The organism is Streptomyces sp. RK9 (assembly GCF_045070545.1).
Classification (GTDB): domain Bacteria; phylum Actinomycetota; class Actinomycetes; order Streptomycetales; family Streptomycetaceae; genus Streptomyces; species Streptomyces alboflavus.
Window position 1 is genome coordinate 1,201,618 of the sequence record NZ_CP173703.1, and the last position, 14,767, is coordinate 1,216,384.

Sequence of the window (14,767 nt, forward strand, 5' to 3'; positions counted from 1 at the left end):
GCGTGAGCAAAGGGGGTGGGTAGGGGCTGTCGGTTCAATTAATTACCTTGACGGGCGCTCCTTGTCCATCCTTCGACGAAGACGCGGTTTGTCGCTGGGTGGTTGTCAGCCCCTGCCGAGTTGCTTCTTGATGAATTCGAGCATCTCGTCGTCGCTGGCGGCGGCGAGTTGTTCGCCGACGTCGGGGGCGTCGGTGGCGGTTGCTGTTCCGGCGCCCGTTTGCGCGCCCGCGCCGTTGGCGGTGCTCTTCCAGCGGTCGAGTGCCGCCTGGAGGCGCACCGCGACCTTGGTGCGGGTGATCTCGTCGGCGGATCCGGCGGCGGCGAGGCTGCCTTCGAGCCGGTCGAGGTCGCCGAGCAGCAGCAGGGCGGGGTCGGCGGCGTCCGGGGCGAGTTCGGTGCGCAGGCAGTCGGCGAGGGCCGTGGGGGTCGGGTGGTCGAAGACCACGGTGGCGGGCAGGACGAGGCCGGTGAGGGCGTTGACGCGGTTGCGGAGTTCGACGGCGGTCAGGGAGTCGAAGCCAAGCTCGCGGAAGGCGCGGGTGGGTTCGACGGCCGCCGCGCCGCTGTAGCCGAGGACGGCGGCGACCTGTTCGCAGACCAGGTCGAGGAGCAGCCGGTCCTGGTCGGGCCGCGGCAGTGCAGCGAGGCGCTCCGTCAGGTCCGGGCCGCCCTGCCCGGCGGCGGCTCCGCCGAGGCCGGTCGCGGTGTCGGCGGTGGTGGACCGTGCCGCTTCCGCTTCCGGCAGTTCGGCGTAGAGCCTGCTGGGCCGGACCGCGGTGAACGCCGGTGCGTACTGCTGCCAGTCGACGTCGGCGACGAGGACGGCGGTGCGGTCCTGGCCGAGGAGGCGCTGGAGGGCGACGACGGCGCGCTCCGGCTCCAGGGGCGGGAGCGCCCCGCCGCGCAGCCGTTCCGCGGCCACTCCCCCGGCGGCCATGCCGCTGCCCGCCCACGGGCCCCAGGCCACCGAGGTGGCGGTCAGGCCCCGGGCGCGGCGGGCGTGGGCGAGCCCGTCGAGGTAGGCGTTGGCGGCGGCGTAGCTGCCCTGTCCCGCGCCGCCGGCCACACCGGCGAAGGAGGAGAACAGGACGAACGCCGACAGGTCGAGACCGGCCGTCAGCTCGTCCAGGTTGCGGGCCGACTCCGTCTTCGCGCGGAAGACGGTCGCGAGCCGCTCGGGCGTCATCGCGTCGAGCACGCCGTCGTCGAGGACACCGGCCGCGTGGAACACGCCGGTCAGCGGCGCGTCGGCGGGGATCTCCGCGAGGAGGGCCGCGAGGGCGTCCCGGTCGGCGGCGTCGCAGGCCGCGACGGTGACTTCGGCGCCCGACTCCTCCAGTTCGGCGCGGAGTTCGGCCGCGCCCGGCGCGTCGGGGCCGCGCCTGCTGGTCAGGACGAGGTGCTCGGCGCCCTCGCGGGCGAGCCAGCGGGCCACGTGGCCGCCGAGGGCGCCGGTGCCGCCGGTGACGAGCACGGTGCCGTGCGGCGCCCACGCGGCGGCCGGTTCGTCGTCGTACGGCGCGCGCACCACACGGCGCCCGAAGGCGCCGGAGCCACGCACCGCGACCTGGTCCTCACCGGCCCAGGCGCCACCGAGGACCCGGCCGAGCCGGGACAGGGCGGCCGTGTCGGCGGCCTCGGGCAGGTCGACCAGACCGCCCCAGCGCTCCGGGTACTCCAGGGCGGCGACGCGGCCGAGACCCCACAGGGCGCTGCGGCCGGGCGCGGTCCGCACGTCGGCGTGGCCGACGGCGACGGCGTCGCGGGTGGCGCACCACAGGGGTGCGTCGACGCCGGTGTCGCCGAGGGCCTGGATCAGGGCCAGGGTGGACACGACCTCCGCCGGTACAGCACCGGTCCCGGCGTCACCGGCCGCGCCCGCGTCGGCTTCGAGGCGGTCGGCGGCGAGCAGCGACAGCACACCGTCGTAGGCGGCGACGTCGGCAGCCGTGCCGAGGGCGGCGCGCAGGGGTCCCGCGAGCGCGTCCCGGGTGGTGGCGTGCGCGGGCACCTCCACCGTCACGAGGCGCACGTCGTGCTCGGCCATGAGGGCGGCCACGGCGGCGCGCCACGAGGCGTCGGCGGCGCCGTCCGGCTGCCCGTCGGCCCGGCCGTCCGTCGCGCCTTCCGCCCCGCCGTCCGTCCGGCTCTCCGGTACGACGACGAGCCAGCTGCCCGTCAGCTTCCCCGCCGCCGACTCGGTGAGCGGCGTCCACGACTCGCGGTAGTTCCACTTGTCGAGGGTGAAGGTCTCGCGCCGCTGCTTCCGCCAGGCGGTCAGCGCGGGCAGGACCTCGGTGAGCGGGGCGTCGTCCGGCACCTCCAGGGTCTTGGCCAACTCGGCGAGGTCCGCGCTCTCGACGGTCTCCCAGAACCGCGACTCGACCTCGTCCACCGCACCGGAACCGGCCACGCCCGCCGTGTCCGACGCCGCCTCCAGCCAGTAGTGCTCGTGCTGGAAGGCGTACGTGGGCAGGTCCACGCGGCGCCGCGCCTCGGCCGGTGCGTACAGCGGAGCCCAGTCGGCCTCCGCGCCGCGCACCTGGACCTTGGCGAGCGCGGCCAGGAACGTGCCGGGCTCGGGGCGGTCCTTGCGCAGAGCGCCGACGAGGCCTGCCTGCGCGTCCGGGTCGGTGATCGTGTCGTGCGCCATCGCCGTCAGGACGGCGTCCGGGCCCAGCTCCAGGAGTGTGGAGACTCCCTGGCCGCTGAGCGTGGCGAGCCCGTCGTGGAAGCGGACGGCCTCGCGGATGTGACGGACCCAGTAGCCGGGGTCCTTCAACTCGTCGACGGTGGCGAGCTGTCCGGTCAGGTTCGAGACCACCGGCAGGGCGGTGTCCTGGTACGTCAGCTTCTCGGCGACCGCCCGGAAGTCCTCCAGGACGGGGTCCATCAACGGCGAGTGGAAGGCGTGCGACACCTTCAGCCACCGCACCTTGCGACCCTCACCCCGCAGCCTCTCCTCCAGGCCCTCCAGCGCGGCCCGCTCACCGGAGAGCACGACCTGCGACGGGCCGTTCACGGCGGCCAGACCGACCCGGTCGGCCACCTCCTCCAGCAGCGGCAGCACGTCGGCCTCGGCGGCCTGCACGGCCAGCATGGCCCCGCCCGCCGGAAGCGACTGCATCAACCGGCCACGCGCGGCGACCAGTTGAGCGGCGTCCTCCAGCGACCAGAGTCCGGCGACGTACGCGGCCGTCAGCTCACCGATGGAGTGACCGCCGACGACCTCGGGCCGCACCCCGAAGGACTCGGCCAAACGGAACAGGGCCACTTCCACCGCGAAGAGCGCGGGCTGCGCGTACCCCGTCCGCTCCAAGACGTCGGCATCCGTGCCGAACATGACGTCCTTCAAGGGCTGGTCCAGATGCCCGTCCAGGTGCGCACACACCTCGTCAAGGGCATCCGCGAACACGGGGAACGCCTCGTACAGCTCACGCCCCATCCCGACCCGCTGACTGCCCTGACCCGTGAACACGACACCGAGACGGCCCTCGACCACCGCACCGGACACGACGCCCGGTCCGTGGGCGCCGGAGGACAGTGCGTCCAGGCCGGTCAGGAAGTCGTCGCGGTCACGGCCGAAGACCACGGCGCGGTGTTCGAGGGGCGAGCGGCCCGTGGCCAGGGACCAGCCCGCGTCGGCGAGTCCGGCGCGGTCGGCGGCGAGCGCCGGGTCGGAGACGAGGCGTTCACGCAGACGGGCGGCCTGGGCGCGGAGGGCGTCGGCACTGCGGGCCGAGAGCTGCCAGGGGACGGCGGTGCCGGTGGCGTGCACCTCGCCGGGGCCCTCGGGGGTGGTGGGCCTGCGGCGGGGTGCCTGTTCCACGACGACGTGGGCGTTGGTGCCGCTGACGCCGAAGGACGAGACGCCGGCGCGGCGCGGCGCGCCGTCCCGGTCGGGCCACTCGCGGGCGCGGTCGAGCAGTTCCACGGTCCCTGCGGACCAGTCGACGTGGGTGCTCGGCCGGTCGACGTGCAGGGTCTGCGGGAGCGTGCCGTGGCGCATGGCCATGACCATCTTGATGACGCCCGCGACACCGGCGGCGGCCTGCGTGTGCCCGATGTTGGACTTCACGGAGCCGAGGAGCAGCGGCCGGTCGGCCGGTCGGTCCTGGCCGTACGTGGCGATCAGGGCCTGCGCCTCGATCGGGTCGCCGAGCGTGGTGCCGGTGCCGTGGCCCTCGACGGCGTCGATCTGCTCGGGCGCGAGGCGGGCGTTGGCGAGGGCCTGGGTGATGACGCGCTGCTGGGACGGACCGTTCGGGGCGGTCAGGCCGTTGGACGCGCCGTCCTGATTGACCGCGGAGCCGCGGACGACCGCGAGGACTTCGTGGCCGTTGCGGCGGGCGTCGGACAGCCGCTCCAGGAGGAGCAGACCCGCGCCCTCGCCCCAGCCGGTGCCGTCGGCCGCTTCCGCGTAGGGCTTGCAGCGGCCGTCGCCCGCGAGGCCGCCCTGGCGGCTGAACTCGTCGAACGCGCCCGCCGTCGCCATGACGGTGACACCGCCCGCGAGGGCGAGGTCGCACTCACCCTGGCGCAGTGCCTGCGCCGCGAGGTGCAGGGCGACCAGGGACGACGAGCAGGCCGTGTCGACGGTGACCGCCGGGCCCTCCAGGCCGAACGCGTACGACAGGCGGCCGGAGATGACGCTGCCGGACGTGCCGGTCATGAGGTGTCCCTCGACGCCTTCGGGGACGCTGTCGAGTCCGGTCGCGTACCCCTGGAAGCCGGAGCCGACGAAGACACCGGTCGAGGTGGAGCGCAGGGACCTGGGGGCGATGCCGATGCGTTCGAAGAGTTCCCAGGTGGTCTCCAGGAGGAGCCGCTGCTGCGGGTCCATGGCGAGGGCTTCGCGCGGGGAGATGCCGAAGAGTCCGGCGTCGAACTCGGAGGCGTCGTAGACGAAGCCGCCCTCGGGCTTGTAGCGCGCGGCGCCGTCGAGGTCCCAGCCGCGGTCGGCGGGGAAGACGGAGATGGCGTCGGTGCCGTCGACGAGCAGCTGCCACAGCCCCTCGGGGGTGGTGGCGCCGCCGGGGAAGCGGCAGCTCATGGACACGATGGCGATGGGGTCGTCGGCCACGTCGGCGGCGGTCGCCGCCGGGACGGGGGTCGCTGTCGCGGCGGTGGTGCCGCCGGACAGCTCCGCCAGCAGGTGGCGGGCGAGGACCTCGGGCGAGGGGTGGTCGAAGACGGCCGTCGCGGGCAGCTGGATGTCGGTGGCCGCGGTGAGGCGGTTGCGGAGTTCGACGGCGGTCAGGGAGTCGAAGCCCAGCTCGCGGAAGGCGCGGGTGGGTTCGACGGCTTCGGCGCCGCCGTAGCCGAGGGCGGCGGCCGCCTCGGCGCGCACGAGGTCGAGGACCAGGCGCTGCCGCTCGGGCTCGGGGAGTCCGGTGAGGCGGGCGGCCCACTCCGAGACCGGTCCGCTCTCGCCCGCCGGGGCGGCCGTCGCACTCTGCGGCTGCGGCCGCAGCGCGGGCAGGCCGCCGAGGAAGGCGCTCGGGCGGGCGGCGGTGAAGGTGGGCGCGAACCGCTCCCAGTCGACGTCCGCCACGGTCAGGCACGTCTCGTCGGCCGCGAGTGCCTGAGCGAGCGCGCCGACGGCCAGGTCGGGTGCGAGCAGCGCGACGCCGCGGCGGCGCAGGTGCTCCTCGGCCTCGGCGGTGGCCGCCATGCCGCTGCCTCCCCAGGCGCCCCAGGCGACGGAGGTGGCGCTCAGGCCGCGGGCGCGGCGGCGCTCGGCGACCGCGTCGAGGAAGGCGTTGGCGGCGGCGTATCCGGCCTGGCCGCCGCTGCCCCAGACGGCGGCGATGGAGGAGAACAGGACGAAGGCGTCGAGGTCCGCGTCCGCGAGGAGTGCGTCGAGGTGGGCGGCGCCCGCGGCCTTGGCGGCCAGCGCGTGGGCGAGGTCGTCCGGCGCGGTGTCGGCGAGGGCGACGGCGGGGCTCACCCCGGCGGCGTGGAAGACGGCTCGCGGGGTGCGTCCGGTCGCCGCCAGTTCGCCGAGGAGCGCGGCGACCGCGTCGCGTTCGGCGACGTCGCAGGCCGCGACGGTGACCTCGGCGCCCAGCTCCTCCAGTTCCGCCTTGAGTTCGGCGGCGCCGGGCGCGTCGAGTCCGCGCCTGCTGGTCAGGACGAGGTGGTCGGCGCCCTCGCGGGCGAGCCAGCGGGCGACGTGTGCGCCGAGCGCGCCCGTGCCGCCTGTGATCAGCGCGGTGCCGCGCGGCGTCCAGTCCCGTGCCGGGCTCGCGGCCAGCGGGGCGTGTGCGAGTCGGCGGACGAAGATGCCCGAGCCGCGCACGGCGATCTGGTCCTCGACGCCGCTGCCGCCGCCGTCCGCCGTCCCGTCGGCGGGGATGCCCGCCAGGGCGGTGGCGAGGCGCGTCGCGGTACGGGCGTCCGGGGTCTGCGGCAGGTCGACGAGACCGCCCCAGCGCTCCGGGTGCTCCAGGGCCACGACCCGTCCCAGGCCCCACAGTTGGGCCTGCGGGGCGCTCGTGAGCCGGTCGCTGCGGCCGGTGGAGACGGCTCCGCTGGAGACCGCCCACAGCTTCGCGTCGACCTCGGCGTCCCCGAGGGCCTGGACGAGCGCCAGGGTGCCCGCGAGGCCGAGGGTCAGCTCGGCGTGTGCCGGGTGCGGGTCCTCGGTGAGGGCGAGGAGGGAGACGACACCAGCGATCGCGGCGGGGCCGTCCGGAGCACCCGACGCCTCGGAGGACACGTGCTCACGCAGGCGCGCGGCAAGGGCCTCCCGTGTCAACTCGGCGCCGCCGACGCGTATTTCGGCGACCTCCGCACCGGCCTGCGCCAGCGCGTCGGTGACACCCGCGGTCCACGGGTGCGCGGCGGCCTCCTCCGGTACGACGACCAGCCAGCGTCCCGTGAGGGCGGCCCCGGGAAGGGCCCCGCCCGCCAGCGGCTTCCACGTGACCCGGTAGCGCCAGCCGTCCACGGTGGACCGCTCACGCTTCTGCCGCCGCCACGACGACAACACCGGCAGGACAGCACCGAGCTCGGCGGCGGAACCCTCCGCCACCTCCAGCTCGGCCGCGAGACCCTCCAGGTCCTCCCGCTCCACGGCCTCCCAGAACCGCGCCTCCACCTCGTCGGCCGGGACACCCGGCGTGCCGGTGGGCGTGCGCCCGTCGACGAGCCAGAAGTGCTCGTGCTGGAAGGCGTACGTGGGCAGGTCGACGAGGGTGCGGGCGCCCGGGTAGAGCGCCTTCCAGTCCAGTTCGGCGCCGTGCGCGTGGGCTTCGCCGACGGCGGTCATGAGGCGGTGGGCGCCCCCCTCGTCCCGGTGCAGCGAGCCGAGCGCGACGGCCGGCGTACCGGTGGCGTCGGCGGCGGCCCGGACCGCGGTGGTGAGGACGGGGTGGGGGCTGATCTCCGCGAACAGTGCGTGGCCCTCGGCGAGCAGGGCGCGGACGGCCTGCTCGAACCGGACGGTGTGCCGCAGGTTCCGGTACCAGTACCCGGCGTCCATGGGCGTGCCCGCGTCCAGCCGCTCCCCCGTCAGCGACGAGTACACCGGCACGTCGGCCGGGCGGGACACCACGGGCGCGAGCACCTGCGCCAGGTGCGCCTCGACGGCCTCGACCTGCGCGGAGTGCGCGCCGTGGCCCGCCGCGAGGACGTCGGCCCGGACGCCCCGGGCGGAGCACTGGGCCACCAGCTCGTCCAGGGCCTCGGTCGTGCCCGTGACGACGGTCTCGGCGGGGCCGTTCACTGCGGCGAGCTCGATCCGGCCGTCCCAGGCCGCGATCAGCTCGCGTACGTCCTGCTCGGGCAGCGGCAGGGACACCAGGCCGCCCTGGACCGGCAGTTCACGGATCGCGAGGGCGCGCAGGGCCACGACGCGGGCCGCGTCCGCGAGCGAGAGCACGCCCGCGACGCACGCGGCGGCGATCTCACCCGGGCCGTGGCCGACGACGGCGGCGGGCTCGACGCCCGACGCCCGCCACACGGCCGCCAGGGACACCGTCACGGCGAACAGCACCGGCTGGACCACGTCCACCCGGTCGAAGTTGTCCCCGCCCAGCTCGTCGAACAGGTCCCAGTCGACGAACTCCGAGAGCGCGTCGGCGCACTCGCGCATCCGCTCGGCGAACACCGGTGACTCGTCGAGGAGTCGGCGGGCCGTCCCGGCCCACTCCGCGCCCTGTCCGGGGAACACGAACACCGGCCGTGCCGTGCCGCCCTGCGCCTGCCCGACCACGGCGTGCCCGGCGGTCACGCCGTCGGCCCGCGTGGTCGTGCCTTCGCCGTGCGCACTCGCGCCTTCACCGCGCGCAAGGCGCTCAAGCCCGGCGAGCAGCTCGTCCCGGTCCCGCCCGAGGACGACACCCCGGTGCTCGAACCGCGACCGCGCCACGGCCAGGGACCAGCCGAGGTCGGCGACGCCAGGACCGTCCTGGGCCAGCAGGTGACCGTGGAGCCGTGCGGCCTGCTCCCGCAGTGCCTCCGGGGTCTTCGCGGAGAGCGCCAAGGGGGTCACGCAGGTGGGCGGTTCGGCGTGGCCGGAGGGCTCGTCCTGCTCGGTCGGGACGTCCGCCGGTGCCTGCTCCACGATCACGTGGGCGTTGGTGCCGCTCACGCCGAACGCCGAGACGCCCGCGCGCCGGGGCGACCTGTCGGCGCCCTGCGGCCAGTCGCGTGCGCCCGTCAGGAGCTCGACGGCGCCCGCCGACCAGTCCACCTCGGTGGAGGGGGCGTCCACGTGCAGGGTCTTGGGCAGCACGCCGTGCCGCATCGCCATGACCATCTTCATGACACCGGCGACACCGGCGGCTGCCTGGGTGTGCCCGATGTTGGACTTGATGGAGCCGAGCCACAGGGGCCGGTCGGCCGACCGCTCCTTGCCGTACGTGGCGAGGAGCGCCTGGGCCTCGATCGGGTCGCCGAGCGTGGTGCCCGTGCCGTGCGCCTCGACGGCGTCCACGTCGCCGGGCGTGAGGCCCGCGTTGGTCAGGGCGGCGTGGATGACGCGTCGCTGGGAGGGGCCGTTGGGGGCGGTCAGCCCGTTGCTGGCGCCGTCCTGGTTCACCGCGGAGCCGCGCACGACGGCGAGCACGCGGTGGCCGTTGCGACGGGCGTCGGACAGGCGCTCCACGAGGAGCATGCCCACTCCCTCGCCCCAGCCCGTCCCGTCGGCGGCGTCGGCGAAGGCCTTGCAGCGGCCGTCCGTGGCGAGGCCGCGCTGACGGCTGAACTCCACGAAGGTCGCCGGGGTCGACATCACCGAGACGCCGCCCGCGAGCGCCATGGTGCACTCGCCCTGGCGGATCGCCTGCGCCGCCAGGTGCAGCGCGACCAGAGACGACGAGCAGGCCGTGTCCACGGTCACCGCGGGGCCTTCGAGGCCGAACGTGTACGAGATGCGGCCCGACGCGACGCTCGCGGCGTTGCCGATGCCGAGGTAGCCCTCGACCTCGTCGGGGACGTGGTCGACGCCCGCGGTGTAGTCCTGGCCGTTGGTGCCCGCGAACACGCCGATCTGGCTGCCGCCGAGCGTCGCCGGGTCGATCCCGGCGCGCTCGAAGGCCTCCCAGGACGTCTCCAGGAGCAGGCGCTGCTGCGGGTCCATCGCGAGGGCCTCGCGCGGGTTGATGCCGAAGAACTTGGCGTCGAACTGCCCTGCGTCGTAGAGGAATCCGCCTTCGCGGACGTACGAGGTGCCGGCGCGCTCGGCGTCGGAGTGGAAGAGCCCATCGGTGTCCCAGCCGCGGTCGGCGGGGAAGTCGGCGATGGCGTCGACGCCGTCGGCGACCAGGCGCCACAGGTCCTCGGGGCTGCGGACACCGCCCGGGAAGCGGCAGCTCATGCCGATGATGGCGAGGGGTTCGTCGTCCGCGGCGGCGCCGGTGGTGGCGGGCAGCGGGGTCGCGCTCTCGTCGCCGAGGAGTTCGGTGTGCAGATGGGCGGCGAGCGCGGTCGCCGTCGGGTAGTCGAAGACCAGCGTCGTGGGCAGCCGCAGGCCGGTGGCGGCGCCGATGAGGTTGCGCAGCTCGACGGCCGTGAGCGAGTCGAAGCCGAGCTCGCGGAAGGCACGCGTGACGTGCACGTCGTCCGCGCTCGCGTGGCCGAGGACGTCGGCGGCCTGTCGGCGCACGAGGTCCAGGAGCGCGGCCTCGCGGTCGGCGGGGGCCAGGGCGGCAAGGCGGTCGGCGAGCGCGTTCGCGGGGGCAGCGGCCGTGGCGCCGCCGCCGGTGCGGTCCGCGAGGGCCGCGTGGGCCTCGGGGATGTCCGTGAAGAGGCGGCTCGGGCGGGCGGCGGTGATGCCGGGCGCGTACTGGGCCCAGTCGACGTCCGCGACGACGGCGAGCGCCTGGTGGCCGCCGAGTGCCTGGTGCAGGGCGGTGATCGCGAGGTCGGGGTCCATGGGCGGCATCACGCCGTGCCGCAGCCGCTCGGCGGCGGCGCCCTCGGCCGCCATGCCGCTGCCGCCCCAGGGGCCCCAGGCGACGGAGGTCGCCGCGTGTCCGGCGGAGCGCCGGGCCTCGGCGAGGGCGTCGAGGGCCGCGTTGGCGGCGGCGTAGCCGCCCTGGCCCGCGCCGCCGACGACACCGGCGAGCGAGGAGAACAGGACGAACGCCGACAGGTCCGCGTCGCGGGTCAGCTCGTCCAGGTGCCGGGCCGACGCCACCTTCGCGCGGAAGACGGCGGCGATCCGCTCCTCGGTGAGACCGTCGAGGACGCCGTCGTCGAGGACGCCCGCCGTGTGGAACACGCCGGTCAGCGGCGCGTCGTCGGGGAGGTCGGCGAGCAGTGCCGCGAGCGCCGCGCGGTCGGCGACGTCGCACGCCGCGACCGTCACGCGGACGCCCGACTCCTCCAGTTCGGCACGGAGTTCGGGCGCGCCCGGCGCGTCCGGGCCACGACGGCTCGTCAGGAGCAGGTGCCCGGCGCCCGCGCGGGCGAGCCAGCGCGCGACATGGCCGCCCAGGGCGCCCGTGCCGCCGGTGACGAGGACCGTGCCGCCGTCGGCGGACCACTCCGCGCCCGGCGCCGCGTCGCCGAGGGGCGCGCGGACCAGGCGTCGCGCGAAGACGCCGGAGGCGCGCACCGCGAGCTGGTCCTCGCCGGACAAGGCCGACGAGCCTGCCGGGCCCGACGCTTCCGCCGACGAGGCGAGTGCCTGGGTGAGGTGGGCGACCGCCGTGGTGTCGGCGGCCTCGGGGAGGTCGACGAGGCCGCCCCAGGACTGCGGGTATTCGAGGGCGGCGACGCGGCCGAGGCCCCAGACGGTCGCCTGCGCCGGGTCACCGGCGGGCTCGGACGGAGTCGTCGCCACCGCGCCGCGGGTCGCGGCCCAGACGGTGGCGGTGCTGCCGGAGTCGCCGAGCGCCTGGAGCAGAACGGCCGTGCGCAGGGCGGCGGTCGGCGTCGTCTCCGTGCCGGGGGCCGACTCCGTGTCGGGGCCCGATGCCGTGCCGGTGCCGGACTCGGCGGCGAGGGCGAGGAGCGAGAGGACTCCGTCCCACGCGGCCGCCTCGTGCTGCCCGAGGAGTGCGGTGAGGGCCGCCCGGTCGGTGGCGGCGACGGCCGGGACGCGCACCACCGTGACGCGGGCGCCGCCCGCGGCGAGGGCCCGCTCGGCCGCGCCGCTCCAGGGGTGGTCGGCGTGCTCGTCGGGGACGAGCAGGGCCCAGCCGCCGGTGAGGGCGGGGGTGTCGCCGGGCTGCCGGGGCGGCAGCGGGTTCCAGGTCACGCGGTAGCGCCAGCTGTCCAGCGTGGACGTGGACCGACTGCGGCGGCGCCAGGCGGTGAGGGCGGGCAGGACCGCGGTCAGCGGGGCGTCGTCGGGCACGTCCAGGGCGCCGGTCAGCTCCGCGAGGTCCTCGTGCTCGACGGCCTCCCAGAAGCGGGCCTCGGCGTCGTCGGACAGGGCGGTCCCGTGGGTGGGGGCCGTGGTGGTCGGCGCGGTGGTGTCGAGCCAGTACCGCTGGTGCTGGAAGGCGTACGTGGGCAGGTCGACGCGGCGCCGGGCGCGCGTCGGGGCGTACTGCGGGGTCCAGTCGACGGTGGCGCCGCGCACGTGCAGCCGGGCGAGGGCGGTCAGGAAGGTGTCGGGTTCGGGCCGGTCGCGGCGCAGTGCGGCCACGAGTCCCGCCTGGGCGTCGGAGCCGGTGAGGGTGTCGTGCGCCATCGCCGTGAGGACGGCGTCGGGGCCGAGTTCGAGCAGGGTGGTGACGCCGAAGCCGGTGAGGGCGGTCAGGCCGTCGTGGAAGCGGACGGCCTCGCGGACGTGCCGCACCCAGTACTCGGGGTCCTTCAGCTCGTCGGCGGTGGCGAGGCGCCCGGTCACGTTCGACACGACCGGGAGCGTCGGGTCCTGGTAGTCGAGTCCCCGGGCGATCTGCCGGAACTCGTCGAGCATCGGGGCCATCAGGGGCGAGTGGAAGGCGTGGCTGACCTTGAGCCAGCGGGTCTTGCGGCCCTCGGCGCGCAGCTGTCCCGCGAGGTCCTCCAGGACGCCGCGGTCGCCGGACAGCACCACCTGGGCGGGGCCGTTGACGGCGGCGAGGCCCGCCCACTCGGCGACCTCGGCGAGCAGCGGGGCGACGTCGGCCTCGGCCGCCTGCACGGCGAGCATGGCGCCGCCCCGGGGCAGGGCCTGCATCAACCGGCCGCGCGCGGCGACCAGTCGGGCGGCGTCTTCGAGGGACCAGAGCCCGGCGACGTGGGCGGCGGCGAGTTCGCCGATGGAGTGGCCGCCCAGGATCTCGGGGCGCACCCCGAAGGACTCGGCCAGACGGAACAGGGCGACCTCGACGGCGAACAGGGCGGGCTGCGTGTACCCCGTCTGCTCGAGCAGCTCGGCGTCGGTGCCGAACATGACGTCCTTCAGGGGCCGGTCGAGCAGCGGGTCGAGCTGCGCGCACACCTCGTCCAGGGCCGTGGCGAAGGCGGGGAACGTCTCGTACAGCTCACGCCCCATGCCGATGCGCTGGCTGCCCTGGCCGGTGAAGACGATGCCGAGGCGGCCCTCGGCGACCTGGCCGGTGACCGTGCCGGGGGCGGCGGGGCCTTCGGAGGCGAGGGCGTCCAGGGCGCGCAGCAGCTGGTCGCGGTCCTCGCCGAGGAGGACGGCCCGGTGTTCGAAGGCGGAGCGGCCGGTGGCGAGGGTCCAGCCGATGTCGGCGCGCCCGGCGCGGTCGTCGGCGAGTGCGGTGTGGTCGAGCAGTCGCTCGCGCAGCCGGGCGGCCTGGGCGCGCAGGGCCTTCGCGGTGCGGCCGGACAGGGGCCAGGGCGTGGGGCCGACGGCGGTCAGGGGGTCGGTGCCGGGGGTCGGGGTCGTCTCGGTGGCTGCGTCGTCCGGTTGGCCGGGAGCGTCCTGTGTCTGCTCCTGAGGTACGTCGGCGGGGGCTTCCTCGACGATCACGTGGGCGTTGGTGCCGCTGACGCCGAACGAGGAGACGCCCGCGCGGCGCGGCGCGTCCTCGCGGCCGGGCCAGTCGCGGGGCTCGGTGAGCAGCTCGACCGCTCCGGCGGTCCAGTCGACGTGCGACGACGGCTGGTCGACGTGCAGGGTCTGCGGCAGGAGGCCGTGGCGCATCGCCATGACCATCTTGATGACTCCGGCGGCGCCCGCGGCGGCCTGCGTGTGCCCGACGTTGGACTTGACGGAGCCGAGCCACAGCGGCCGGGTGCGCGGCCGCCCCTGCCCGTAGGTGGCGAGGAGGGCCTGGGCCTCGATGGGGTCGCCGAGGGTGGTGCCGGTGCCGTGGGCCTCGACGGCGTCGACGTCACCGGCGGTGAGGCCCGCGTTGGCGAGGGCGGCACGGATGACGCGCTGCTGGGCGGGGCCGTTGGGGGCGGTCAGGCCGTTGCTGGCGCCGTCCTGGTTGACGGCGGAGCCCCGTACGACGGCGAGGACTTCGTGGCCGTTGCGGCGTGCGTCGGACAGGCGCTCCAGGAGCAGCAGGCCGACGCCCTCGCCCCAGCCGGTGCCGTCGGCGGCCTCGGCGAAGGCCTTGCAGCGGCCGTCGGCCGCCATGCCGCGCTGGCGGCTGAACTCCACGAAGGCGGTGGGCGTCGACATCAGGGACACGCCGCCCGCGAGCGCGAGCCCGCATTCGCCCTGGCGCAGCGCCTGCGCCGCGAGGTGCAGGGCGACGAGGGACGACGAGCAGGCCGTGTCGACGGTGACGGCCGGGCCTTCCAGGCCCAGGCTGTAGGAGAGGCGTCCGGAGACGACGGCGGCGGTGTTGCCGGTGCCCGAGTAGCCCTCGGTGCTGTCGGCGGCCTCGGCGACGACGGCCGTGTAGTCCTGGCCGTTGGTGCCGGTGAACACGCCGGTGCGGCTGCCGCGCAGGCTCTGCGGGTCGATGCCGGCGCGCTCGACGGCCTCCCAGGCGGTCTCCAGGAGGAGGCGCTGCTGGGGGTCCATGGCGCGGGCCTCGCGCGGCGAGATGCCGAAGAAGCCCGCGTCGAACTCGTCGGCGGCGTACACGAAGCCGCCCTCGCGGGCGTAGGTGGTGCCCTGGTGGTCGGGGTCGGGGTGGTAGAGCCCGGCCACGTCCCAGCCGCGGTTGGCGGGGAACGCGGACACCGTGTCCACGCCGTCCCTGACGAGGCGCCACAGTTCCTCGGGGGTGCTCGCGCCGCCGGGGAAGCGGCAGCTCATCGCGATGATCGCGACGGGCTCCGCGTCCTTGGACTCGAGTTCGCGCACTCTCCGACGAGTCGTGTGCAGATCCGCCGTCACCTGCTTGAGAAGGCGGCGGATTTTGTCGTCGTTCACCATCTGGCCTAGCTCCTAG

At 75.7% G+C, this 14,767-nt stretch carries 1 protein-coding gene; it reads right to left on the minus strand.

Annotated features, from left to right (window positions below; all coding sequences use genetic code 11):
- Positions 1–105: 105 nt before the first annotated feature.
- Entirely contained in the window at positions 106–14,748 is a 14,643-nt protein-coding gene (locus tag AB6L24_RS04965) for a type I polyketide synthase (protein ID WP_405657042.1), read from the minus strand.
- Positions 14,749–14,767: the final 19 nt, after the last annotated feature.